25 protein-coding genes are annotated in these 23,189 nt (G+C 59.0%); 20 read left to right on the plus strand and 5 right to left on the minus strand.

The features are described 5' to 3' along the window. Positions 1-85 precede the first annotated feature (85 nt). The 4 genes from dprA to Mgrana_RS10710 all read left to right on the plus strand — a co-directional run bounded on the left by dprA (position 86) and on the right by Mgrana_RS10710 (position 3,224). On the plus strand, positions 86-1,099 hold the full coding sequence (gene dprA, locus Mgrana_RS10695) for a DNA-processing protein DprA (protein ID WP_119357632.1): 1,014 nt from the start codon (positions 86-88) through the stop codon (positions 1,097-1,099). 69 nt (positions 1,100-1,168) lie between these two features. Next, complete coding sequence (locus tag Mgrana_RS10700) at positions 1,169-2,179, plus strand: 1-aminocyclopropane-1-carboxylate deaminase (RefSeq protein ID WP_119357599.1); 1,011 nt, start codon at positions 1,169-1,171, stop codon at positions 2,177-2,179. Between the two features lie 17 nt (positions 2,180-2,196). Beyond that, positions 2,197-2,901: an AzlC family ABC transporter permease gene (locus Mgrana_RS10705; RefSeq protein WP_119357600.1), complete on the plus strand. Its 705-nt coding sequence runs from the start codon at positions 2,197-2,199 to the stop codon at positions 2,899-2,901. Continuing rightward, positions 2,898-3,224 (plus strand): AzlD domain-containing protein, encoded by a 327-nt coding sequence (locus tag Mgrana_RS10710; protein WP_119357601.1) that lies wholly within the window; start codon positions 2,898-2,900, stop codon positions 3,222-3,224. Before Mgrana_RS10705 ends, Mgrana_RS10710 begins: the two co-directional genes overlap by 4 nt. A 5-nt stretch (positions 3,225-3,229) precedes the next feature. Here the strand turns inward: Mgrana_RS10710 and Mgrana_RS10715 are convergent, their stop codons facing one another. The 3 genes from Mgrana_RS10715 to mntR are packed head-to-tail and all read right to left on the minus strand — an operon-like array spanning position 3,230 to position 5,587. Continuing rightward, positions 3,230-3,544 (minus strand): nucleotide pyrophosphohydrolase, encoded by a 315-nt coding sequence (locus Mgrana_RS10715; protein WP_119357602.1) that lies wholly within the window; start codon positions 3,542-3,544, stop codon positions 3,230-3,232. A gap of 56 nt (positions 3,545-3,600) precedes the next feature. Continuing rightward, positions 3,601-4,881 (minus strand): Nramp family divalent metal transporter, encoded by a 1,281-nt coding sequence (locus Mgrana_RS10720; protein ID WP_119357603.1) that lies wholly within the window; start codon positions 4,879-4,881, stop codon positions 3,601-3,603. After that, positions 4,871-5,587 (minus strand): manganese-dependent transcriptional regulator MntR, encoded by a 717-nt coding sequence (gene mntR / locus Mgrana_RS10725; RefSeq protein ID WP_119357604.1) that lies wholly within the window; start codon positions 5,585-5,587, stop codon positions 4,871-4,873. Before mntR ends, Mgrana_RS10720 begins: the two co-directional genes overlap by 11 nt. Before the next feature lie 155 nt (positions 5,588-5,742). On the opposite strand from mntR, the gene prfA reads away from it, so the two are divergent. From prfA to Mgrana_RS10750, 5 genes are all read left to right on the plus strand, one after another. Next, positions 5,743-6,810 (plus strand): peptide chain release factor 1, encoded by a 1,068-nt coding sequence (gene prfA, locus Mgrana_RS10730; RefSeq protein ID WP_119357605.1) that lies wholly within the window; start codon positions 5,743-5,745, stop codon positions 6,808-6,810. Between the two features lie 18 nt (positions 6,811-6,828). Then, the gene (locus tag Mgrana_RS10735; protein ID WP_119357606.1) at positions 6,829-7,305 is read left to right on the plus strand and encodes an NUDIX hydrolase; all 477 of its coding nucleotides are present in this window, start codon (positions 6,829-6,831) and stop codon (positions 7,303-7,305) included. Between the two features lie 29 nt (positions 7,306-7,334). After that, a complete protein-coding gene (locus Mgrana_RS10740) occupies positions 7,335-8,408 on the plus strand; it encodes a glucose-1-phosphate thymidylyltransferase (RefSeq protein WP_119357607.1) in 1,074 nt (357 codons plus the stop codon). Positions 8,409-8,497: 89 nt separating this feature from the next. Further along, the gene (locus Mgrana_RS10745) at positions 8,498-8,716 is read left to right on the plus strand and encodes a type II toxin-antitoxin system Phd/YefM family antitoxin (protein ID WP_240631333.1); all 219 of its coding nucleotides are present in this window, start codon (positions 8,498-8,500) and stop codon (positions 8,714-8,716) included. Next, positions 8,713-9,123: a type II toxin-antitoxin system VapC family toxin gene (locus Mgrana_RS10750; protein WP_119357609.1), complete on the plus strand. Its 411-nt coding sequence runs from the start codon at positions 8,713-8,715 to the stop codon at positions 9,121-9,123. Before Mgrana_RS10745 ends, Mgrana_RS10750 begins: the two co-directional genes overlap by 4 nt. A 22-nt stretch (positions 9,124-9,145) precedes the next feature. Here the strand turns inward: Mgrana_RS10750 and Mgrana_RS10755 are convergent, their stop codons facing one another. Further along, complete coding sequence (locus Mgrana_RS10755) at positions 9,146-9,970, minus strand: glycosyltransferase family 2 protein (RefSeq protein WP_119357610.1); 825 nt, start codon at positions 9,968-9,970, stop codon at positions 9,146-9,148. Between the two features lie 59 nt (positions 9,971-10,029). On the opposite strand from Mgrana_RS10755, the gene Mgrana_RS10760 reads away from it, so the two are divergent. From Mgrana_RS10760 to Mgrana_RS10810, 11 genes are all read left to right on the plus strand, one after another. Next, a complete protein-coding gene (locus Mgrana_RS10760) occupies positions 10,030-10,563 on the plus strand; it encodes a dTDP-4-dehydrorhamnose 3,5-epimerase family protein (protein ID WP_119357611.1) in 534 nt (177 codons plus the stop codon). 142 nt (positions 10,564-10,705) lie between these two features. Further along, positions 10,706-11,719: a dTDP-glucose 4,6-dehydratase gene (gene rfbB, locus Mgrana_RS10765; RefSeq protein ID WP_119357612.1), complete on the plus strand. Its 1,014-nt coding sequence runs from the start codon at positions 10,706-10,708 to the stop codon at positions 11,717-11,719. Between the two features lie 36 nt (positions 11,720-11,755). Further along, positions 11,756-12,481, plus strand: a complete 726-nt coding sequence (locus Mgrana_RS10770; protein ID WP_240631334.1) for an SDR family oxidoreductase — start codon at positions 11,756-11,758, stop codon at positions 12,479-12,481. 90 nt (positions 12,482-12,571) lie between these two features. After that, positions 12,572-12,823, plus strand: coding sequence for a GDP-mannose 4,6-dehydratase (locus tag Mgrana_RS10775; protein WP_119357614.1), 252 nt, complete (start codon positions 12,572-12,574; stop codon positions 12,821-12,823). Between the two features lie 167 nt (positions 12,824-12,990). Further along, a complete protein-coding gene (locus tag Mgrana_RS10780; protein WP_170146454.1) occupies positions 12,991-14,229 on the plus strand; it encodes an oligosaccharide flippase family protein in 1,239 nt (412 codons plus the stop codon). 15 nt (positions 14,230-14,244) lie between these two features. Further along, positions 14,245-15,375 carry a glycosyltransferase family 4 protein gene (locus tag Mgrana_RS10785; protein WP_119357616.1) on the plus strand — a complete coding sequence of 377 codons (1,131 nt, stop codon included), beginning with the start codon at positions 14,245-14,247 and terminating at the stop codon, positions 15,373-15,375. Positions 15,376-15,382: 7 nt separating this feature from the next. Beyond that, complete coding sequence (locus Mgrana_RS16715; RefSeq protein ID WP_147021172.1) at positions 15,383-16,516, plus strand: hypothetical protein; 1,134 nt, start codon at positions 15,383-15,385, stop codon at positions 16,514-16,516. Further along, on the plus strand, positions 16,506-17,621 hold the full coding sequence (locus tag Mgrana_RS10795; protein WP_119357618.1) for a glycosyltransferase family 4 protein: 1,116 nt from the start codon (positions 16,506-16,508) through the stop codon (positions 17,619-17,621). Before Mgrana_RS16715 ends, Mgrana_RS10795 begins: the two co-directional genes overlap by 11 nt. 494 nt (positions 17,622-18,115) lie before the next feature. Beyond that, positions 18,116-19,552, plus strand: coding sequence for an undecaprenyl-phosphate galactose phosphotransferase WbaP (gene wbaP / locus Mgrana_RS10800; RefSeq protein WP_119357619.1), 1,437 nt, complete (start codon positions 18,116-18,118; stop codon positions 19,550-19,552). 2 nt (positions 19,553-19,554) lie between these two features. After that, positions 19,555-21,162 carry an O-antigen ligase family protein gene (locus Mgrana_RS10805; protein ID WP_119357620.1) on the plus strand — a complete coding sequence of 536 codons (1,608 nt, stop codon included), beginning with the start codon at positions 19,555-19,557 and terminating at the stop codon, positions 21,160-21,162. Further along, positions 21,159-22,127: a Wzz/FepE/Etk N-terminal domain-containing protein gene (locus Mgrana_RS10810; protein ID WP_240631335.1), complete on the plus strand. Its 969-nt coding sequence runs from the start codon at positions 21,159-21,161 to the stop codon at positions 22,125-22,127. The genes Mgrana_RS10805 and Mgrana_RS10810 overlap by 4 nt, the downstream gene beginning before the upstream one ends. Positions 22,128-22,169: 42 nt before the next feature. Here Mgrana_RS10810 and Mgrana_RS10815 read toward each other — a convergent pair whose 3' ends face one another. Further along, entirely contained in the window at positions 22,170-23,111 is a 942-nt protein-coding gene (locus tag Mgrana_RS10815; protein ID WP_119357621.1) for a ribose-phosphate diphosphokinase, read from the minus strand. Positions 23,112-23,189: the final 78 nt, after the last annotated feature.

Raw genomic sequence — 23,189 nt, forward strand, 5'->3', positions numbered from 1 at the left:
GTATAGGGGTGGGTTGGATTTGAGGGCTCCAAGGCCACGGAGATGCTACAGTCATACCCAACTTGGCCCTATGCTCGAGCCCCCCTTGGATCCCCTGGCGCTGGTGCTGACCCCGCAAATTGGCCCCAAGCGCCTGCAAATAGCCCTCAGGGGCGACGGCAGCTCCGAGAGCCTGGCCCACCTTCTGGGCTCCGAAATCGCCCGCGCCTATCAGCAAACCCTGAAGGAGCAAAAGGCCCAGCAGGAGCGGGAAAAAGCCCAGGCCCTGGGGGTGCACATCATCGGGCTATGGGAGGAGGGTTACCCCGAAGCCCTCCGCCAACTGGACAGCCCTCCTGGGGCGCTGTGGCTCAAGGGGGAGCTGCCGCCGAGCGGGCCTCAGATCGGCATCGTCGGCACCCGCAAGGCCAGCCCCTGGGCCCTGCACTGGACACAGAAAGTTGCCCAGGAGCTGGGACAAAGCGGGGTTGGGGTGATTTCCGGACTGGCCCGCGGCATTGATACCGCCGCGCATCAAGGGGCGCTCGAGGCCGGCGGCTATACCCTGGGGGTGCTGGGGAGTGCGATAGACCGGGTCTACCCGGCGGAGAACCGCCGGTTGGCCGAAAGGATGAGCCTGTTGAGTGAATTCCCGCTGGGCACGCCGCCGCAGCCCGAGCTGTTCCCCCGGCGCAACCGCATCATCGCTGCGCTGTCCAGGGCCATTCTGGTGGTGGAGGCCGGGGAGAAAAGCGGGGCCCTCATCACCTCGAGGTTTGCCCTCGAGCTGGGCCGCGACGTGCTGGCGGTTCCTGGGCGGCCCGCGGATCCGCAGTCGGTAGGGACCAATCGGCTCATCCAGGACGGGGCTGGGCTGGTTTTGTCGGCTGAGGACGTGCTGGGGGCTTTGGGGGTGAGCGCGGTCCGGCGGGCCCCGCCCGAGCTGGAAGGGCCAGAGGCCAGGCTGTACCGAGCCCTGCTCGAGCTCCCGATGGCCCTACCGGAGGATCTGGCCAAAACCACCGACCTGTCGGTACCGGAGGTGCTGTCGTTGCTCACGATGCTCGAGCTCAAAGGCCTGGCTCAGGCCCTGCCGGGGGGGCGGTACAGCCCAGGGTAACCCGGAGCGGTCTCCAAGGCTCAGGAAACGGTAAACTCTTGTTCAAAGGTTTTTCCCAAGGAGCCCTCGATGAACCTCGAGAAGTTCCCCCGCTACCCCCTCACCTTCGGCCCCTCCCCCCTTCAACCGCTCCGGCGGCTTTCGGCTCACCTAGGGGTTGAGATCTGGGCCAAGCGCGAAGACTGCAACAGCGGTCTGGCGTACGGCGGCAACAAGGTGCGGAAGCTCGAGTACCTTCTCCCCGAGGCCCTGGCTCAGGGCTGCGACACCCTGGTCTCGATCGGTGGGGTGCAGTCCAACCACACCCGCCAGGTCGCGGCGGTAGCCGCCCACGTAGGGCTCAAAGCCCATCTGGTACAAGAGCACTGGGTGAACTGGTACGACTCGGTCTACGACCGGGTGGGCAATATCCAGCTCTCGCGCCTCCTAGGGGCCGAGGTGGAGCTAAATCCGGCCGGATTCAGCATCGGGGTTCGCCAAAGCTGGCAGCAAGCCCTGGAAATGGTGCGGGAGCGAGGGGGCAAACCTTACCCGATCCCCGCCGGGGCCTCGGATCACCCCCTGGGGGGGTTGGGGTTTGTGGGGTTTGCGCAGGAGCTGGCCCAGCAGGAACAGGAGCGGGGGCTATTTTTCGACCATGTGATCGTCTGCTCGGTGACCGGCAGCACCCAGGCTGGGATGATTGTCGGCTTTGCCGCGCAAGAACGGCCCCGGCGGGTCATCGGGATTGACGCCAGCGCCAAGCCCCAGGAGACCTTTGATCAGATCCTCAAGATCGCTCGCTCTACCGCCGAAGCCGTCGAGCTAGGGCGGGAGATCACCCCGGAGGATGTGATCCTGGAAACCGCTTACGCGGCCCCCGAGTACGGGTTGCCCAGCCAGGGGACCCTCGAGGCCATCCGGTTGTGCGCGCGGCTCGAGGGGATGATCACCGATCCCGTTTATGAAGGCAAGTCCATGCATGGGATGATTGACCTGATTGAGAAGGGCGCGATCCCTCGAGGGGCCAAGGTACTCTATGCCCACCTGGGCGGGGCTCCAGCCCTCAACGGCTACGCCGGTTTTTTCGTCAACGGTTAGGCCCAAAACGGCAAAGCATGAAGCCCAGTGCAGCCCCAACCACCCCCCCACAGGCTTTTGGGCGTGGGGTATTGCAAATCTTGCCGATCTCGCTGGGCATCATCCCCTTTGGGCTGGTCACCGGCATCGCCGGATTGAACGCCGGGCTCAGCGTGGCTCAGATCACCTTTATGTCCGCGCTGGTCTACGCCGGAGCGGCCCAGCTGGTGGCCCTGCAGCTCATTGGGGCCGGAGCCGGGGTCCCTTTTGTGTTGCTGGCGCTGCTGGTGGTCAACCTGCGCTACCTCATGTACAGCAGCGCGCTGGCCCGGCCCTTCGCAGCGCTCTCCCCGCGCCTCAAAGCCCTGGCCGCGTTCTTGATGGTTGACCAAAACTTCGCCCTGATGATGGGCCAGTACGAAGCCCTGGGCCCTCGGCTGGCCCCCTGGCTGTACCTGGGCGCGGGCACGGTGCTGTGGGGGGTGTGGGTGGCCTCGAGCTATGCCGGGGCCTTGTTGGGGGCCCAGGTGCCGGAGGGTTGGTCATTGGATTTCGCCGTGCCGCTGTGCTTCCTGGTGTTGATGGTGCCTGCACTCCGGAACCGCCCCAGCCTGCTGGCAGCCCTGGTGGGGGGGCTGGTGGCTACCGCCCTGGTGGGCCTGCCCTATCGCTCCGGGCTTTTCCTGGGGGCCCTGGCAGGGATCGCCGCCGGGGTTTGGCTCGAGAATCGAGGCCACCGGTGAAGGGCCCGCTGCTGTGGGGGGTCATCCTGGGCCTGGGGCTGATCGCCTTCGCCCTGCGGTATTACCCCATCGTGCTCCTGGAGCGTTTTCACCTACCGCCGGTGCTGCAACAGGCCCTGCGCTATGTTCCCGCGGCCACCCTAGCCGGGCTGGTGTTGCCTGCGCTCCTCACCCACGAGGGACACTGGGCCCTACACCCGCTCAACCCCCGCCTGATCGCGGGAGGTGTGGCCATATTCTTGGCTTGGCGCTTCAAGAATGTGCTGCTGACCCTGCTGGGAGGAATGGCCACCCTCTGGGTTTTACAGGGACTGGGGCTATAGATAGGCTAGCCCTTGGGGGTCCAGCGGGTGGCGTCGCGTTGGGTGTATTTCTCCATGACCCGCTCAAAGGCCCGTCCGAGATCTATTCCCGATTGGTTGCCCAAGCAGATCAGCACAAACAACACGTCGGCCAGCTCCAACTCCAGATCCCCAGGGTCCTCGCCGGGCTTGGGGACCTTGCCGTTGTGGTGGGCCAGTACCCGAGCCACTTCTCCAACCTCCTCGGTGAGTCGGGCCAGGTTTAAGAGGGGGGGGAAATAGCCCTCTTCAAACTGCGCAATCCAAGCGTCTACCCGCTCCTGCGCCTCTTTAAAGGTCATGGATCTGATTCTCGGGGCTGGGGTAGGCCCCGTCAACCTCACCAGCAGCAAGGCGGTCAGCGGCCAACCAGGGTCTGGAACAGCAGGTACAGGTTGAGCGCGATGATCAGAAGGGCAATCAGCCAACCCACCGCCGTCACCCAGCGGCTATTGACCAGCTCCCCCATGATCTCTGGCTTAGCGGTGAAGACCAGCAGGGGGATCAGGGCAAAAGGAATCCCAAAGGAGAGCACCACCTGCGAGAGCAGCAGGGCCGCGGTGGGGTCATAGCCGATCCAGATCACCACCAGGGCCGGCAGCATGGTAATCAGGCGGCGCAGCCACAGCGGAACGGTGAAGCCCACAAAGCCCTGCATGATCACCTGGCCGGACAGGGTGCCTACCACCGAGGAGGAGATTCCCGAGGCCAGGAGCGCTACCCCAAAGGCCACAGCCGCCAGCGGCCCCAGGAGCGGGGTGAGGGTCTGGTAGGCCACCTCGAGGTCGGCAACTTCAGACCTGCCGGTGAAGAAGAAGGTGGCGGCGGCGGCGGCCAGCATGGCCATGTTGATCAGCCCAGCAAATCCCATGGCCAGCACCACATCCATTCGGTTGTAATGCAGAAGGCGGCGCTTGAGGTCCAGGCTCTCGGTGGGGATGCGGTTTTTGGTCAGGTCGGAATGCAGGTAGATGACGTGGGGCATCACCGTAGCCCCCAGTATGCCCACCGCCAGGTACAGGCTTTCGCCGCCTTGAAAGCGCGGGATAAAGCCCTGCACGAACTCTGGGCCGGGGTGAGAGAGGAACAGCTGAACCACATAGGCCAGGGCAATCACCGCAACCAGCGCGGTAATCACCGCCTCGAGGGGCCGGAAGCCCTGGCTTTGTAGCCCCAAGATGGCAAAGGTAAACCCCGCGGTGAGCACCGCACCCATCCACAAGGGGATGCCGAAGAGCAGGCTCAGGGCCATGGCCGCCCCCAGGAACTCAGCCAGATCGGTAGCCATGGCGATGGCTTCGGCCTGAAGCCAGTAAAACCACACCACCCCCTTAGGCCAGCGCTCGGCGATGTGCTCAGGCAGGTTTTTCCCGGTGACAATGCCCAGCTTGGAGGAGAGGAACTGGATCAGCATGGCCATCAGGTTGGCCGAGAGGATGACCCACAGCAGCAGGTAGCCGAACTGGGCCCCGCCCGCGATATTGGTGGCGAAGTTGCCGGGGTCCATGTAGGCCACGCTGGCCACGAAGGCGGGACCCAGGAAGGGCAGCAACCGGGCCAACCCGCGGCGCCCGCTGCGCTGGGTTAGAACCTCGAGCGCCTTGGTTTGGAGGGCGTGGTCTTTGGGCTTAGCCAGCATCCTGGCCTCCCACCGGGGTGACCCAGATCATCTGAGCCAGGTAGGTGGGCAGCAGGTACCGCTGCTGCTCTACCCTGACCCGGGCCCCTTCCGCCAAAGGCCCCAGCGTCAGCATCTCGAGGCCCACCCCAGGCCGGATCCCGAGCTGGGCCAGCAGGTTGAGCGCGTCCTGATCCTGGGTGGCTACCCGCACCACCTGACCGGATTCACCGTTTTGCAGGGCCGTCAGGCGCCGCGAGGGAGCAGCCGCAGGCAGCTCGAGCCGGGCGCTGGGGATGGGGTCGCCGTGGGGGTCGTAGGAGGGGTGACCCAGCCACTCGGCGATCCGAGCCTCGAAGGCTTCGCTGATGTGGTGCTCGAGCCGCTCGGCCTCAGCGTGAACCTCCTCCCAGCCATACCCCAGGGCTTGGCATAAGTAGGCTTCAATCAGCCGGTGGTGGCGGAGAACCTCGAGGGCCACCCTATACCCCGCCTCCGTCAGCCGTACCCCTTTATAGGCCTCGTACTCCACCAAGCCGAGCTCGGCCAGCTTTTTGAGCATCCCCGTGACCGAGGCCGGTTTCACCTCGATCCGGTCGGCCAGCTCCTGGGTGGAGACCATCGCGGGCTCGAGGTTCCCCACCCCCCCGCTGCTCAGCAGCAAAATTTGCTTGAGGTAGTCCTCCTGCGCTTCAGACAGCGCCCCTTTGGATAAGGATGGGTTCATATTTAGGATCTCCTAAACTTCAGGCTAGCCTAGTTTAGGCAAAACTAAACCCCTCGGTCAAGCCCAGGATCCACAAGGCTGGGCGGGCGGCCTGAAGAATGCCTAAAGTGCGCCCTTCTGCGGTTTCGCGGTATCCTGGTAAACAGTGACCCTTTATGCTCGAGAAACTCTCTTCCCTCGAAAACGAGTACAGGACGCTCGAGGCGCAGCTCGCCAACCCAGCGGTCCTGTCCAACCAACAAGAGTACGGACGACTGTCCAAGCGCTACGCCGAGATGGGGAGCCTGATCGCCGCCATCCGCGAGTACAAGAAGGTGCTCTCCGACATCGCCGAGGCCAAGGAGCTGCAGTTTGACCCTGAGTTTGGCGAGATGGCCCGCGCGGATCTCGAGGCCCTCGAGCCGCGGGTGCCCGAGCTCGAGGCCCAGCTCGAGCGCATGCTGCTGCCCAAAGACCCCCTCGACGATAAAAACGCTATCATCGAAATTCGCGCGGGGACTGGGGGCGAAGAGGCCGCGCTCTTTGCCGCTGAGCTGCGCGATATGCTCATCAAGTTCGCCCAGATGCGGGGCTACAAGCCGGAGATACTCGATACCAGCCTGACCGACCTGGGCGGGGTATCTAAGGTTTCCTTCGCCATCAACGGGCCGGGTGCGTATGGCCTGCTCAAGTACGAGGCCGGGGTGCACCGGGTTCAGCGGGTGCCGGCCACCGAGACCCAGGGCCGGATCCACACCTCCACCGCCACCGTGGCGGTGATGCCGGAGGCTGAGGAGGTGGATGTCCAGCTCGACCCCGCCGACCTCGAGATCACCGTCTCGCGGGCCAGCGGCCCCGGCGGCCAGGGGGTCAATACCACCGACAGCGCGGTGCAGGTGTTGCACAAACCCACCGGCATGATCGTCTCCTGTATGGAGTCGCGTAGCCAGATCAAGAACAAGGAGCGGGCCCTCTCCATCCTGCGCTCGAGGCTGCTGGAGATCAAGCGGGCGGAGGAAGCGGCCAAGCGGCGCGAGGACCGGCTGGCCCAGATCGGCGCGGGGGAGCGCAGCGAGAAAATTCGCACCTACAACTTCCCCCAAAGCCGGGTTACCGACCACCGCATTGGCTTCACCACCCATGATCTCGAGGGGGTGCTGGCGGGCGACCTCAGCGAACTGCACGAAGCCCTCAAAAAAGCAGATCAGGAGCGGCAGCTCGAGGCCCTGTCCCAATCGGCCTAGGGCCGGTGAGGTCAATCCATGCACGGTCTACGACGTGACCTATTGGTCGCCGCCGCGATCCTGATGGACAAGCAAGGGCGGGTGCTCCTGGTCGCCAACGACTGGAGCCGCCGGGGCAAGGTGCGCTATACCCTGCCGGGGGGGATGGTAGAAGCCGGGGAGAGCGTTCTCAGCGCGATCGCCCGCGAGGTGGACGAGGAGACCGGGCTACGCGTCAAGGGGGTAGAGCACCTGGCCTATGTGCTTCAGGTGGAGGATGCCCGCAAGGCCGAACGCACGGTGGCCATGGCCTTCCGCGCCAGCTACGAAGGCTTGCTGAACCCGCGCGACCCCGATGGGCACATCGTCGAGGCGCGGTTCTTCACCCCCGAGGAGGTTGCAGTGAAGCTCGAGGAACACCGCCCGCTGGCCGAGCCGCTGCTGGACTACCTGCGTGGGGAACGGGGGCGGTTCTACGTGTACTCGAGCTGGGGTGGGGAGGGCATTCGGGTATAGCCCTGATTGGGTAGACTATCGCTCGGTCTATGGAACTCAAAGGTCTGATCCTCTCCGGCGGCAAGGGCACCCGCCTGCGCCCCCTAACCCACACCCGGGCCAAGCAGCTCATCCCCATCGGGGGAAAGCCCAATCTGTTTTATGTCGTGGAAGACCTAGTAGAAGCAGGCATCCGGGATATCGGGGTGGTGATCAGCCCCGAGACCGGCGATGAGGTGCGCGAGGCTTTGGGGAACGGGGAGCGCTGGGGGGTTCGGCTGACCTTTATCCTACAGGATGCGCCGCTAGGATTAGCCGATGCGATTAGAACCGCCCAGCCCTTCCTGGGCGACAGCCCCTTTGTGGTGTACCTGGGCGACAACCTGCTCTCCGGGGGGATCGGGCATATGCTCGAGACCTACCGGCGCCAGCACTGCGACTCGGTGCTGCTGCTGACCGAGGTCGAAGACCCCCGGGCCTTCGGTGTGGCGGTGGTAGATGACTCGGGTCGGGTAACGCGGCTGCTGGAAAAGCCCCAAGACCCCCCTTCCAATCTGGCCTTGGTTGGGGTGTACCTCTTCAAGCCGGTGATTCACCAGGTGATCGCCACCTTGAAGCCTTCCGGGCGCGGCGAGTACGAGATCACCGAGGCCATCCAGGGACTGGTGGATCGAGGCCTAGCGGTGGAGGCCCTGAAGGTGCGGGGTTGGTGGAAGGACACCGGCAAGCCCGAGGATCTGCTCGATGCCAATCGGTTGAGCCTGTCTCAGATTGGCCGCCGGATCGAGGGGGAACTCGAGGAAGCCCAGATCGTGGGTGAGGTGATCATTGAAAAGGGTGCGCGTGTGCTCCGTAGCACCGTGCGCGGCCCGGCCTATATTGGGCCAGGGGCCCTCATCGAGGATGGGTTTGTCGGTCCCTATACCGCCATCGGAAAGAATGCCAGGCTGATTGCCAGCGAGGTCGAGTACTCCATCCTGATGGACGAATCCGAGGTGTTGCGCCTGCCCTATCGCCTGGACTCAAGCGTCTTAGGGGAAAAGGTGGTGGTGGATGGCAGCGGCAACACCCGCCGCCACACCCTGCAACTGATCCTGGGGGACCGCAGTCGGGTAAAGCTGTAGAGACCTGCTCGAGCCCCCACCGGCACTTTTGGACTCAAGAGCAGCCCGGCTTGATTCTCTCAAAGTGACCATGTACTATGACCCTAGCCATGAAGGTATCCAAAAGCCATTTCAAAGCCCATGCCCTGGAGCTTTTGCGCCGAGTAGAGGCTACCGGCGAGCCCCTGATTCTGAGCGACCGGGGCCGGTTGGTGCTGGAAATTCGCCCATATCGGGGTGAGGAGGTGCGAAAGCGCCTACAGGGCACTCTGTTGCACTACGAGCAGCCCACGGAGCCCACAGATGAGCCTTGGGAGGCGCTGGCTTGAAGCGCTACCTGCTCGATACCCACGCCTGGGTCTACCTCCTGGCCGACCCCACCCAGCTACCCCAGGGGCTGGAGCCTTTGTTAGAAGAAGCCCGAGCAGAGCAGGCGCTTTTTGTATCGGCCATCAGTGCTTGGGAGGTGGCCGTGCTGGCCCGGAAAGGGCGGCTGGCCTTCACCCCAGGGGCCCGGCGCTGGCTCGAGGACGCCTTGCGGGTGCCGGGCATCGAAGTGGTGCCGCTGGACGCCTACATCGCTTTAGAGGCCGATGGCCTCCCCTTGCCCCACCCCGACCCTGCCGACCGCTTCATTGTTGCGACGGCCCTTCGCCTGGGTGCGGTGCTGGTGTCGCGCGACGAAAAACTGCAGGGGCTTTTGGGGTTGCAAACGCTTTGGAAGCCGGAGGCATGAACCCGCAAAACACCCCCTTGGGTCAAGGCAGCAAAGGCCTGTCCAAACTTCCTTTGCAGACCTCATTCAGAATCAGCCGGTAGCTTGCTCTGCGGGTGGGGTTGGGGTCAAGCCAGCGTCGCAAATGGGCCTCGAGCCAGACCGCTTTCCTGTGCAGGCCGTGCAGGGCGGGGTAGTATTCGCGGGTATACAGCAACCCCCCCCGGTAGCCCTCGGCCAGGAAACGGGGGTCGCTGGGGGTAGAGCTACCGCCGAGGTGTAGCACCCGGCGTGGCACCAGCAAGACCTGCCAGCCCTTGCGGCGGGCTCGGGTACACCACTCGAGGTCTTCGTTATAAAAGAAAAAGCGTTCGTCCATGCCGCCGATTTCCGCCAAGGCAGCCTTTCGGGCCATGATCAGGGCCCCAGAGATCCAGCCCACTGCCCTCGGCCCGTGCAGGCGCCAGTAGTTGGGTGCATAAAACGGCCCAAGCGATTGCAGTTGTCCCGCAGGCGTCTGTAAGGTGGGGCCAGCCAGCGCCGCCTGCGGATGCTCCTCCAGGGCTTGTTGGAGCACCTCCAGGTCTCCGGCGTTCAGGTATATATCGCTGTTCATCTCCACTACCCAGGGACGGCTGGCAGCTTCCAGCCCTCGGTCAACGGCGAACGCATAGCCCCGGTTGGGCACCTCGAGCACCCGCACGTCTGGATGGTGGGCCCGCACCCAGTCCGGACTCCCATCGGAAGAGGCGGTGTCCACGAGTATTTTTTCGGCCTCGGGGTAGTATGCCTCGACCCGCCTGAGGCACTTGCGTAGAATATGCAGGGTGTTGTGGGAGACAATGACAATGGTGAGGTCTTTACTCATGTGACCAGGTACTTTCCAAATATCAGCCTTGATAGGCTTGGATTAGGATAAATGAAGTGATGAGTTTAAACGAGCAAGCCCTTGCTGCCATGGAGTACCAGAGCTATCCAGCTCCTGCTGAGATTCAAGGGGTGGCGCACATTCCTCTGAAAAAGTACCGGGCGCTCGAGGGAGCCTTTATGGAATACCTACGCCTGGGCGCAGGCCAGGTTGAGGGTTTAGCTGCTACGTTTGAGGCCCGGCAAATCTCGGTCTCGTGGGCGGTGCCGGGTCGCATCAACGCCTTTCACATCCACCCCAAGCGCCCCCAGGACGAGGTCTGGTGTGTGCTGGAGGGTAGCTTACAGGTCTGGCTGGTGGATCTGCGCGAAGGTTCGCCCACAAAAGGCCACCGCCGCTCCTTTTTGCTGTCGGGGGAGGCACCGGCGCTTTTGTACATTCCCACCGGGGTAGCTCACGGCTACCGGGCGGGCCATCAAGGGGCCCTGCTCCTGTACGCCATGAACGACCAGTTCAATCCTGCCGACCCCAACGAAGGCCGCCTACCCTGGGACTTTTTTGGCGCAGACCTATGGGCGGACGACAGAGGCTAAGTTGCGCCACACTCGGGTATTGCTCTGGAGCACATCAGGCAGAGTGTTGCGATGTTGTTGTGGGCGCAATTGCCCGGTCTGCTGGCAAAAACGAGTGTTGCAAAACTATCGTGGAGATATTTAGAACCACAGGAGCGATGAGATGGGTTTCAAACGAGTGGTGGTCACGGGTGGGGCCGGGTTCATCGGGGCTAATTATGTGCACTACGCCCTGGAAGCCCACCCCGACTGGCAAATCGTTGTGCTGGACAAGCTAACCTATGCGGGCAACCTGGAAAACTTGCAACCCGTGATGAACCGGATTGAGTTTATCCAGGGCGATATCGCCAACCCTCAGGATGCCCGGCAAGCCTTGCGTGGGGCCGATGCCGTGCTCAACTTTGCCGCCGAGAGCCATGTGGATCGGAGCCTGATAGATGCCTCGGCCTTCGTGCGTACCAATGTCGAGGGTACCCTGGTTTTGCTCGAGGCCGCCCGTCAGGAAGGGGTGAAGCGCTTCTTGCAGGTTTCCACCGACGAGGTCTATGGCGACCTATCCGGCTCGGATCACCACTCCCTCGAGACCGACCCCTTCCGCCCCCGCTCGCCCTACGCCGCCTCCAAAGCCGGGGCCGAGCACCTGGTCTTCGCTCATGGCATCTCGCATGGCCTGGATGTGGTGGTCACGCGGGGCTCCAACACCTATGGCCCCTACCAGTACCCGGAAAAAATCATCCCCCTCTTCATTACCAATGCCCTGGAAGACCGGCCCCTGCCCCTGTACGGCGACGGCTCGGCAGTGCGCGACTACATGCACGCCCAGGACCACGCCTCGGGCATTGACCTGGTGCTACACCGGGGCCTTTCGGGCGAGGCCTACAACCTGGGCGCCCGTGAGCAAATTTCCGGAGTACAGGTGGCCGATGCCATCCTGGAAATCCTCGGCAAACCGCCCACCCTCAAACGCTTTGTGGCCGACCGCCCCGGCCACGACTACCGCTACTCCGTGGATCCTTCCAGGGCCGAGGCTTTGGGCTGGGTACGCAGGCATTCCTTTTTTGGTGGGGGCTTGCGCGAGACCGTGCAGTGGTACGTACAAAACCAGGCCTGGTGGCAGCAAGTGCGGGCGAAAAAGGAACACCAGGGCCTGATGCAGACCTGGTATGGGCAGCGCTGAAATGTCGAGAGTCGGGTGAGAGGAGCCGAGAAAATATTGCTGACGGGCGGAACCGGGCGACTGGGTACTGCCCTGCAGGAGCTGCTGCCTGGACTGATAGCGCCGAGCAGGGAAGAGCTGGACATCACCGACCTGACCAGCGTCGAGCGAGCGCTCGAGCGCTACCAACCCCAGGTGGTGGTGCATGCCGCCGCCTACACCGACGTAGCCCGCGCCGAGACCGAGAAAGCGCTGTGCTGGAAGGTGAATGTGGAGGGCACCCGCAACCTGGTTCGAGCAGCTCTGCGGCGTGACCTGCACTTTGTTCACATCTCCACGGATTATGTGTTTTGGGGCGATGCCGGCGGCTACCGGGAAGACGACCCGGTGGGGCCGGTACGCAACTACTACGCCCTGTCCAAGCTGGCCGCCGAGGAGGTGGTACGAACCTTGCCCTGCTACCTGATTATTCGCACCAGTTTCCGAACTGCGCCCTTTCCCTACCCGGTAGCTTACCACGACCTCTACACCAGCCAGGACTATCTGGAGGTCATTGCGCCGCAGGTTGCGCTGGCTCTGCAAAACCTGGAAAGGATACCCTACAACACCCTTCACATCGCTACCGAGCGCAAGTCGGTCTTTGAATTGGCCCGCCGAACCCGTCCGGACGTTAGACCAGCGAGCAAGCAGGAGGCCGGGGTCTCTCTGCCGGAGGATGTATCGTTGGATGTCTCAAGGTGGCAAGCCCTCAAAGGCGTTTGGCATCTTCATTCGGTACGGTAAGCTATAGAGCGGTGTCTTAGAGTATCCTAACCAACAACAAATAGGCGGAGTTGCCCAAAAATTTGTAAATACCAATAAGGGGTTAAAATAATGGCAAAACGTGTGTTCATTACTGGAATCACAGAACAAGACGGTGCTTATCTAATTAAGCTCTTGCTGGATAAGGGGTACGAAGTTTTTAGTGCCCACTGCTGCAGTACCTCTGTAAACCTTTGGCAGCTCGAGGAACTTGGCATCGCCAATCAAGTAAAGCCGGTTCCTTTTGATTTCCAGCTAAAGATCACTAGACCGGCAAGTTGGGGATTCAAATCAACCCCGAGCTTTACTACCAGGCCAGGGTAGACCTACTACTGGGTAGCTCCGAAAAGGCCAAGAGCAGACTGGGCTCGATGCAGGCCGTCTTCTTTGAACAGCTGATTAGCACTATGGCGTAGGAAGACTTGACTAGAGCAAGACGCTTTAGGTCACCACTCTAAGTAAACCCAATGTTTAGAGTCAAGCAGTTTATCATGAAGATTCTCTATGCATCTACGTTACGGCGTACGATGTGGATACTCCTCAGTTATTTCGCACGTTTCGGATTTCAAGCAGCCAGCTTTTCGCTGGTTGCTCGATCCTTAGGGTCGGACGGATTCGGGGTATTTTCTGCCACACTCGCACTCACTCTATTCATTTCTCCATTTGTCGAGCTCGGTGCGTACACTTTAATCATACGGGATGTGACTGTCAAATCGTATCCACGATTGGTGTTGGGCAGTAATCTCAGCCTGATTTTCTTCTCCTTGCCGATAGGCCTACTGGTCGCCGTCGGAATAAAGCTCATTTTGCTTCCACATATTTCAATGATCTCTTTTCTGGCTGTTGCTCTTGCAGTATTTTTAGGAGGTAGGTTACAAGTCATTGCCTCGGCCATGAATGTCGCCACAGACAAGGCGTGGCGCAATAGTGTTGTGGAAATTATCAGTGGAGTACTCCAGACAATTCTAGCCATCGTCCTTTTGTTAATGAAAGGTTCCGTCGAGATTTGGTGTGCGCTGTTTCTTGCCCAGTACCTAACTGTGGGAATTGCCTCGCTCGGATGGGTGGCTAAGGATATCGGGATCGAAACTGTAAAGCTAACGAGCTTGAGTCGAGGACGGATATGGGAGGGATTGAGCTTTGCGACTTCTACCTCGGCTAGCGGAACTTATACCGAGATAGATAAGACGCTGCTGATCAGATTCACCGACGCCCACATAACAGGCTTTTACGCGGCAGGCTTCCGGGTAGTTCTCTTTGCAGCGATCCCGCTTGTGGCCTTCCTGGCAGCGGTTTCGCCGAGGTTTTTTATCGAAGGGAATTCTTCGCCCCGAGCAGCTTTTGCATTCGCTAAACGAATTATGCCGTACACGCTGGGATTGGGTCTCACAGCATCAGTCGGGCTATGGTTCGTCGCCCCTTTAATACCCGTTGTTATTGGCAGTGATTTCAGCGAGACACCGATGGTTGTGCGATGGATAGCGCTTTATATCCTAATTCAGGCATTCCAGTATCCTCTGGCAGATGCTTTAACTGCCTCGGGACTCCAGACTATGCGTACAGTTGGGCAAATTGCCGGCGTTGCGGTGAATATTGGCCTCAATCTCTGGCTGATACCTGTGTATGATTGGCGTGGGGCAGCATTCTCGGCTTTGATCACTCAGCTATGCCTTCTCATGTTTTTCGCTGGCGCGTGGTGGCACACGCTAAGCGGTAAGCACCACAGGTGAGGTTGGTGAAGCGCCATGAAGACCGTTGTTTTTCTCCGCACAAATCCGATAGACCCTGATCCTCGGATTGAGAAGCAAGCCCGCACCCTAGCTCGATCTGGTTGGGAAGTTTTCGCGGTTGGCTGGGATCGAAGTAGACAATTACCCCCAGAGCAAAAGATGGATATGTTTACTGTATACAGGATAGGACCAAAGTCTGAATTTGGAACAGGTTTTCGCAACTTGGGTGGGTTAATTCTGTGGCATTGGGACTTGTTGAAGTGGCTATGGCGCAGTCGCAATAAGTATACACACATTCACGCAGCAGACCTGGACACCTTATTGCCTGCACTAGCCCTTAAGCTTCTATCGGGCAAACGAGTGGTTTACGACATTTTTGATTTTTTCTCTGAGTCGCGGAAAGGGCCAGGGTTATTCAAGAAGCTTGCCCGCTTCCTTGAGTTGAGAGCGATCGGCCTTGCAGATGCGACTATACTGGTAGATGAAAGCCGCGTAGCGCAGATACGTGGCTCCAAACCAAAACGACTTGAGTTCATACTCAACAGCCCAGAGGAATTTGATATTACCACAAACCCTAGTAGGGCCTTAACAGAATCCTCTGCACAGCTTCGAATCGTATTTGTGGGTTTTTTACAAGATCAGCGTTGGTTGTTCGAGATGTTAGATTTGGTTGAAAAGCACCCAAGTTGGCACTTTGACCTGGCTGGTTTTGGCGATCTCGAGGTCGCTCTGGAGGCGCGGATCAAGAATATACCCAACGCTCGCTTTCACGGACGTATCAGCCATTCTGCGGCTATGGAACTCTCGGCGAGAGCGGATGTACTGTTTGCTATATACGATCCTAGCCTACCCAACCACAAGTATTCCAGTGCTAACAAGCTGTTTGAGGCTATGATGTTGGGCAAGCCTATCCTAGTGGCTAGAGATACAGGTATGGATCAAACAGTGGCTAAATATGACCTGGGTTTCGTAGTGGACTACAAGTCCAGTCAAGAGGTAGAAGATCGTCTGAAGCAGATCGCCCAGTGGGATACAAAAACTAGGCAAGCCTTTTCTGCCCGTGTACGGGAAGTTTACTCTCAGCGGTTTAGCTGGAAAATAATGTCTGAACGTCTGATCAAATTGTATGACACACTCGAAGTTTAGAGGCCATGTGAGTACTCTCTCCAAATCGCAACCTGCCAACTCATTGCATAGTCGAGTATTCACCGCCTTGACGGTTTTGGTCTTGATGGGGTTACTGGGAACATTAGCATCGTTGGTATGGATAAGAATTCTCCCTGAGCGGTATTTCTACGATGGCGAGTATATTAGAAGCTTACTGGGAACAGACTTAAATCCCACCCAAGCCTTTGATACTTTCGTCAACACCGCGTGGGTGTTTGCTATGCTGGGCTTTAGGGCTGATACACCTCGAGAAATAACTTCTGTAATTCTTTTTCTATTAGCCTTCATCCCTACCGCAGCCTGGTTCTTTGCGGGACTGCGCAGACTACAGTATTGGGGTCTAACTTTGCTAGGTATTTGGGTAGCCGTGGGTTCAATATATCAGGGTCAGCTATCTAAAGAAGTGATCGCGCTATGGTTCACATCTTTGATTCTGTACGTGGTCGGTTTCAGAAGACCGGTTGCATGGCTGGCGTTCGTGATACCGCTGGTTTACGCAGTGGCCTTTCGTCCTTATTGGATCGTTATTGCCGCCTTCTGGGGACTGTTCTGGTGGCTATCAAACCGCCGCTGGGCATTCAGCTTGAAGTTATTGGTCTTCGTGGGAGCATTGGTCGCGGCCTCAAGTGTCTACTATTTGTACCAAGGTGAACACATAACTGAAATCCGCGAGCGGCTGAATGAGTTTCGCATTGGATCGGACGTCGCTCAATCTATGATCGTCAACTATCTTCCCAACAATACTATCTTGCATGATGTTGCGAATTGGATCATCTCATGGATGTTTATCTTATTTCCCCTACCCGTATTGCGACTTCTTGAGCCACTTCAGTGGATTTTTTTTGTGCTTGTGGTGTCAACCGTGATAACTTTTTACTGGATTAGCCTGAATGTTCAGCGCGAATCAGGTCGGTTTTCTCCCTTACAGCTACGTCGCGTTCGGGCTTGTCTAACATTTATGATGGCTTTCACCTTAGTACAGGCCATCTTCGAGCCTGACTACGGTTCTGTACTCAAGCATATGACCGATCTTTTACCTATGATTGCTTATTTATTGGCTTTAGGTTTGGCTACGAAGCCAAAACGAGTAAAGCTTCTAAGGAAGAGTCATGATTCGTAGAAATCGCATTCTGATTGCCATTACTCGAGCCGAGCGCGGTGGTGCGCCCAAGCACGTTGTGGACTTAATCATTGGGTTAAGAGAAAAGTACGAGCTTTGTCTGGCGATTGGAGAGGAAGGCTATGTAGTAGACGAAGTCCGCAAAGCCGGTGTACCTGTACACATCATTCCTTCTTTGCAAAGGAACATCTCGCCACTCAAGGACTTAAGAGCTATCTATAGCTTCTCCAAACTGGTCAAGAGCTTTCAACCCGATCTCATTCACGGGCATACCTTCAAGGCGGGGATGGTCAGTCGCCTTGCTGGGGCGCTTAATCGCGTACCTGTAGTGTATACACCTCATGGCTGGAGTTTTATGGATAGAGCGCCCAAGGTTTGGCAGATTGCAGCTCCACCAATAGAGTGGTTTTTGGGTCTTCTAACTCGAAAAGTAATCTGTGTCTCTGAAGATGAGTATAATCTGGCAGTCAAGAGAGGTGTAATCTCTGCCACAAAATTGACAGTTATTCATAACGGTATCGGCGATGACCCACACCGAGCTCGGCCAGGCGCTCATGGCGACCCGACGCAGATAATTATGGTGGCTCGCTTCGCTCCGCCAAAAGCTTATGGTCTGCTAATCCGAACAGTGGCGGGTTTGGAAATTCCGTTTAAACTCCTGCTCGTTGGAGAAGGTCCTCTGGAGCAGGAGGCAAAAAATCTGGTTTTACAACTCGGTTTGTCGGACAGAGTACATTTCCTCGGCACCCGTGCAGATATACCCCAACTGCTGGCCCAATCACACATCATGGTGTTGTCCACCAACTGGGAAGGGCTGCCCATTATTTTGCTCGAGGGAATGCGAGCAGGCTTGCCCATAGTGGCTACAGATGTAGGCGGGAACCGAGAGGTTATCCGGGATGGTGAGACTGGTCTTCTTGTTCCCGCAGGTAGTATTGAGGCCTTGAGGTCAGCTTTACACAAACTTATCGTATCGCCGCCCTTGCGCGAAGCAATGGGAAAGGCTGGCCGCTTACGCTATGAGAAACATTTTATGCTCGAGCGTCAAATGCAGAAAACCATAGCTTTATACGAATCAATCCTCAACAATGAATCTTCCAAGTGACTTGGGTGACCCCGATTGAAACACCTAGGGCAGCGTATCCATTTCAAGTGGGTTCTTGCAACCCCCTTTTTCTTCCTACCGTTGCATGGTCTAGTATTCATGCTCGTTACTGTCCTGGTAGGAATCTACGGGTTGCTGCGCCTTCGCAACCCTTGGTGGGTAGGGTTTGGGGCCTTCGTGTTTTTGGGCAGCATTGGACAAATCCTGGCACCAAGCAGTGTGATACCTGATCTACCCTGGGACAAGAGTTTGAGCGCTACTTCGATATAAGGTGAGGGCCTGCGGTTTGTGCGTTCTGAGCTAGCCTACTTGCTACAACGAGCACCCCAAAAGATTCCTTCGGCATCGTTACGCACTATACTCAAGTATGGCGCGTATCGCCTGGGCCGCTTGGAGGCTTTCCTGCCCAACCGCTTGAAGCAGCACTTTGCTATGAATAAAAAGTACTTCCAAAAAGCTGAGTGAAATCCTTTAGCATGTAGGCCTGGAGGAGTATGCAAGCGCTGAACCATGAAACCCAACCCAGTCCTCCAGCCACTCTGGCCTCTCCGCGCCGCACAGCATGGGCTTTGCTACTAACAGATTCCTTTGCTGTGATGGCTTCCTTTTTGCTGGCGGTCTTGCTGCGTTATGCGTGGGATCGTTCCCTGCTGTGGGAGCTATACCTCAATTTGTGGCCCACACTTTTGCTGTTTCCCCTAGCCTATGGGTTGGCCGGGTTGTATGCAATGGGAATTGCACCGCCAGAGGAGCTGCGTCGCCTGAGCTATGCAACCAGTTTAGTCTTTGTGGTACTAGGCAGTGCAACTTTTATGTACAAGGCCGGGGCCGATTACTCGAGAGGGGCTTTTGTTTTTGCCTGGGGCCTAATGCTGTTTTTGGTACCGCTAGGGCGGGCTTTAGCACGCGAGCTCTGGGCCCGCAAACCCTGGTGGGGAACCGCTGTGTTGGTTTTGGGGGCCGGCCAAACTGGAGAGGCCGTGGCACAGGCTCTGCGCAAACAACCCGGTCTGGGCCTTAAGCCCATAGCCCTCCTAGATGATGATCCGGCCAAACATGGGCGGGAAATAGAGGGAATACCGGTGGTAGGAGGCCTCGAGCAGGCTGCAGCATTTGCCCAGCGCGGGGTACGGCATGCCATTGTGGCCATGCCTGGCGTGCCGCGAAACCATCTGCTAGAGCTCTTTGAAGGGTATGGGGGAATATTCTCTCACCTAATATTGATCCCCAACCTCTTTGGGCTTTCCAGCCTATGGCTTACAACTCGAGACATAGGGGGGGTTTTGGGTCTCGAGGTTCGGCAAAAGCTGCTCCTGGCCGGGCCAAAGATTGTCAAAAGGATCATGGACATAGGTCTGATCGTTTTGTTTTCCCCACTGATTCTGATGGGTACCCTACTGCTGAGCTTGTTGGTGCGCCTGGATTCAGCGGGCCCGGTGATTTTCGCTCATCAACGCATTGGCTGGAAGGGGTCTCGTTTTTATGCCCTTAAGTTTCGCTCCATGATCCCCAACGCTGATCAGGCCCTCCGTGAATACCTGCTTCAACATCCTGAACTCCAAGAGGAGTGGGAGCAAAACCAAAAACTGCGCAACGATCCCCGAATCACCAGAATAGGCCGATTCCTGCGCAGAACGAGCCTGGACGAGTTGCCTCAACTTTGGAATGTGCTAAAGGGAGAGATGAGCTTGGTCGGTCCTAGACCGATTGTCAATGAGGAAGTAAGCCGATATGGCTCGAGCTTCAGCCTCTATCTAAAGGTGCGTCCTGGCCTCACTGGGCTGTGGCAGATTTCCGGGCGCAACGATACCACCTACGCTGAGCGAGTTGCTATGGATACCTACTATGTTCGCAACTGGTCGCCTTGGCTGGATCTATATATCTTGGCTCGTACCGTTGGGGTGGTGCTGTTTGGGAAAGGGGCTTACTAACCTTGCAGCGCTGGTTGGCGTTGCCGTTTGCGCTGCTGCCCCTTCAACCTGCCTGGTTTGGTGGGCTCGCGGCTTTGGTGGGTTTATGGGCCTTGCTGCGGGGTGAGCGCCCACTTTTATGGAAGGCTTTTCTAGCCGTGGGCCTCTTGGGAGCCCTGGGGCAACTCCTGACCCCAGCTTCCATCTATTCCCCGCCCGAACGTCCCAGCTTCCTGGGCAGTCCGCCCAAAACAACCCCGCCTTCCAATCTCATCCGTCCCTATGACCTCAAAACCCTGCACGGCTGGAACCCCAAGGATTTTGATGGAGGCCAGGCCAAACCGGTGGAGCAGGGTTTCTGGTATCTGCCCCGCCACAACCCCATCTCTGGCCATGAGCAAACAGAGTTTCTGACCGATTGGTGGTATCCCCTAAAAGCTGGTCAAACCTACACCCAAAGCTTTTACTTGCGCCATGATGGGCAGCGGGCCAACCTGCAAATTACCTTCTTTACCAACCAGGGCCATCACCCTGTACCCACTCAGATGGAGCCAGCAGCACCGGGGGTGTACCGCGTCTGGGGCAGCTATACCGCAAAAGAGGGGGATGGTTCCTTGCGAGCAATTGATTTTTTGAACCAAGGGGGCGACTTTACCTATCTTGAAGTGGGCTGGCCGCAACTCGAGATAGGTTCTACCCCTACCCCTTATCAGCTGGGCCCTACCGGACTAAAGCCGTTGGACTGGCGGCTGTGGTGGTGGATTGGCACCACATTGATGGGTTTCTTGATGGTTCAGGCCGGGGTCTGGATTTTTCAACAGATCTCCCCCACCCACGCCGCCCTAGCGGTACTGGCAGGGCTGCTCGTCCACCTGGGCTACGCGGGCTGGCAGTGGCTCGAGACCGGGCCAGGGGCCCGGGTAATGGGGCTCACCCCTCAGCCCAACTTTTTGGGCCACGGGGCGGTGATGGCTGCCGGGCTGATCTGGGTGCTGGGGGGTCGGAGGCTGGGAGGGATTGCCCTGGGGGTAGCTGCTTTGCTGCTGTGGATCTCTGGTAGCCGTACGGCCTTCTGGGCCTGGCTCCTGCTGGGGGCAGCTTGGGGGTGGAGCCTGGGGCGGCGCCGCTGGGTGGCCCTGGGGTTGGCAGGTCTGCTGGGAGCGGTAGCGCTCTTTGAGCCCGAGTGGCTGGGCCGCTTTTCCCAGGCGCTGAGCCTGGACCACAATGCCCAGGCCCGGCTACAGTTTTGGCAGGTGGCTCTACAAGCCTTCCGGGAGAACCCGCTGGGGGGCGTGGGGTTCGGGAACTTCACCCCCTATTTCAACCTGTATTCGCCGAAAAACACCATTGAGTACTCCCCTCCGCACGCCCATAACCTGCTCCTCAACCTTCTGGCCGAGGGGGGTGCGCTGGCCTTGCTGGGGGTTGGGGTGTGGCTGGCAGGAATCGTACGCCTCATCGTGCGCACCCGGGCTTGGCCTGTCTTGATCCTTTTGGGCGTTGCCCTAGTGCTCAATAGCTTCGACTTCACCTTTTTCTCGGCCTGGGTCTACTACCCCCTGCTTCTGGCTGTGGCCCATGCCATAGCTGGGGCCCAGGATCAGCCTGGGTCTGCTAAAATGCGCCGGTGATACCTGTTGAAGCCGCAACGACAGATGAGCTGTCCCTAAGAGATATCTACCTGGTGCTCAAGCGAAGGGCGCGGCTCATTCTCGGTTTAACCCTTGGGCTGGCTTTGCTCACCCTACTCTGGAGCTTGCTTTGGCCCAAAACCTACGCCAGCAAGGTAGTGGTAAGCCTAAGTCTAGCCAACCAAACCAATCCGCAAGGAATGCTCAATAACCTTCCCTCGCTATCGGGGTTGGCCCAAGGTTTCGTGGATTTGCAGAGCACCACCCTATTGGCCAAGGATCTGGCCGCAAGCAACCCCACCCAGTACTATCAGGCCAAATTTGATGACAAACGGGGCTTGCTCAACCTGAGCGCCCGTGGCAGTACCCCCCTCGAGGCCAAAGAACGGGCCGAGCGAATTCTAGGGGTGGCTCGAGACTACTTGGGGGGACGCATGGTCGAGGGGGTCCGCTCGAACATCCAGGCGGCCTTGGCCCAGACCCAGCTTGACCTCGAGGCGGCTCAGGAGAGCCTAAAGCGCATTCGGGCTGAACTCAAAACCGCACCGGACGCGGGCCAGGCCAACCCCACCACCGCAGCCGCCCTCGAGGCCCGTCAGGTAGACCCACAGGCTGCCCGGGCCAACAGCCCCGCCTATACCAGCCTTAGCTTGGATGAGTCGCGGTTTCGCTCCCAGGTGGCCCAGCTCGAGGCCCGCTTAGATACCCTTAACCGGCTACTCAACCAACCCGAGGCGATCAACCAGCTCGTAGGCCAGGTATTGCAGGTACAGATCCTGGTTCCGCCCGCTGAGCCCCTGCGCCCCTCCTTCCCCCGCCCGGTGCTCTTTACGGTGGTGGCCGGGGTGCTGGGTTTGCTCATCGGCGTGTTATGGGCCTTCATTGCCGAGGCCCTGCGCCCCCAAGAAGCCGCGGAGGATGCCAGCGCGGCTGCCAAGCCCGCGGAGAGGGCTGCCATCAAGTAAATAGGCTCGTGACCGAAGGTGCGAGCCTTTACCGCTGGAGGGTTACGTAAATAGGCTCGAGACCGACTCCCCCCGGTGAATCCGCCAGATGGCCTCGGCGAAGAGGGGTCCCACCGTTAGGGTCTGCAGCTTGGGGCTGGGGCGGCCCAGATACACACAGGTGTTGGTGGCCGCAACCTCCACGATGGAGCTCCTCTCGATGCGATCCACCGCCGGGCCCACATATACCCCGTGGGTAAAGGCCGCATAGGTGGAGTCCACCCCATTCTGGCTCAGGACATCCACCGCCTGCACCAAGGTTCCCGCGGTGGAGACCTCGTCGTCTATCACCAGCGCCACCTTGCCCTTGACATCCCCCACCAACCCCCGGCTAGCGACCTCGGTGTCAGAAAGGCGCTGCTTATCAATGAACGCGATGGGCAGGGCCAGGCGCCGCGCCAGCGAGATGGCCCTCTTGATGTCTCCAGCGTCTGGAGCCACCACCACCGCATTTTCTAGGCCTTCCACGCGGGTGGCAAAGTAGTTGGCGATCACCGGCTCCGCCGAGAGGTGGTCTACCGGAACCTTAAAAAAGCCGTGCACCTGTGCAGAGTGCAAGGTCATGGTCAGCACCCGGTCGGCCCCGGCAGCTTGAATCAGATCGGCCACCAATCGCGCAGTGATCGAGATGCGGGGGGCATCTTTTTTGTCGCTTCGGGCGTAGGCGTAGTAGGGAATCACGGCGGTGACCCGGGCTGCACTGCTGCTTTTGGCCGCATCAATCATCATGAGGAGCTCGACCAGGTGGTCTTGCACCGGCGGGGTAAGCGACTGGATGATGAAGACATCGCCTTCGCGCAGGCTTTGTTCATAGCGCACAAAAAGGCAGTCGTTGGCGAAGCGCTCAGTGACGCTTTTGCCCAGCGGAACCCCAAGATTCTCGGCGATCTCGCTGGCCAGAGGTCGGTTTGATTGTCCACTAAAGATCATCAGGGGGCGGTCCATAACCGGGTCAAGCATACCGGGTTCTAGGCTCCAGGGTCAGGGGCCAACCGCACTTGGCCTTTGCCCGGAAGTTGGTCT

This window comes from Meiothermus granaticius NBRC 107808, assembly GCF_003574355.1.
GTDB classification, from domain to species: Bacteria; Deinococcota; Deinococci; order Deinococcales; family Thermaceae; genus Meiothermus; species Meiothermus granaticius.

Bases quoted from the DNA above. Each gene is read 5' to 3' on its own strand.
- Mgrana_RS10785 (WP_119357616.1), top strand. From the start codon at position 14,245: ATGAAGACCGTTGTTTTTCTCCGCACAAATCCGATAGACCCTGATCCT.
- Mgrana_RS10700 (WP_119357599.1), top strand. From the start codon at position 1,169: ATGAACCTCGAGAAGTTCCCCCGCTACCCCCTCACCTTCGGCCCCTCC.
- Mgrana_RS10775 (WP_119357614.1), top strand. From the start codon at position 12,572: ATGGCAAAACGTGTGTTCATTACTGGAATCACAGAACAAGACGGTGCT.
- Mgrana_RS10760 (WP_119357611.1), top strand. From the start codon at position 10,030: ATGAGTTTAAACGAGCAAGCCCTTGCTGCCATGGAGTACCAGAGCTAT.
- prfA (WP_119357605.1), top strand. From the start codon at position 5,743: ATGCTCGAGAAACTCTCTTCCCTCGAAAACGAGTACAGGACGCTCGAG.
- Mgrana_RS10780 (WP_170146454.1), top strand. From the start codon at position 12,991: ATGAAGATTCTCTATGCATCTACGTTACGGCGTACGATGTGGATACTC.
- Mgrana_RS10740 (WP_119357607.1), top strand. From the start codon at position 7,335: ATGGAACTCAAAGGTCTGATCCTCTCCGGCGGCAAGGGCACCCGCCTG.
- Mgrana_RS10735 (WP_119357606.1), top strand. From the start codon at position 6,829: ATGCACGGTCTACGACGTGACCTATTGGTCGCCGCCGCGATCCTGATG.
- Mgrana_RS10755 (WP_119357610.1), bottom strand. From the start codon at position 9,970: ATGAGTAAAGACCTCACCATTGTCATTGTCTCCCACAACACCCTGCAT.
- Mgrana_RS10795 (WP_119357618.1), top strand. From the start codon at position 16,506: ATGATTCGTAGAAATCGCATTCTGATTGCCATTACTCGAGCCGAGCGC.
- Mgrana_RS10720 (WP_119357603.1), bottom strand. From the start codon at position 4,881: ATGCTGGCTAAGCCCAAAGACCACGCCCTCCAAACCAAGGCGCTCGAG.
- Mgrana_RS10815 (WP_119357621.1), bottom strand. From the start codon at position 23,111: ATGGACCGCCCCCTGATGATCTTTAGTGGACAATCAAACCGACCTCTG.
- Mgrana_RS10705 (WP_119357600.1), top strand. From the start codon at position 2,197: ATGAAGCCCAGTGCAGCCCCAACCACCCCCCCACAGGCTTTTGGGCGT.
- wbaP (WP_119357619.1), top strand. From the start codon at position 18,116: ATGCAAGCGCTGAACCATGAAACCCAACCCAGTCCTCCAGCCACTCTG.
- Mgrana_RS10745 (WP_240631333.1), top strand. From the start codon at position 8,498: ATGAAGGTATCCAAAAGCCATTTCAAAGCCCATGCCCTGGAGCTTTTG.
- mntR (WP_119357604.1), bottom strand. From the start codon at position 5,587: ATGAACCCATCCTTATCCAAAGGGGCGCTGTCTGAAGCGCAGGAGGAC.
- Mgrana_RS10715 (WP_119357602.1), bottom strand. From the start codon at position 3,544: ATGACCTTTAAAGAGGCGCAGGAGCGGGTAGACGCTTGGATTGCGCAG.
- rfbB (WP_119357612.1), top strand. From the start codon at position 10,706: ATGGGTTTCAAACGAGTGGTGGTCACGGGTGGGGCCGGGTTCATCGGG.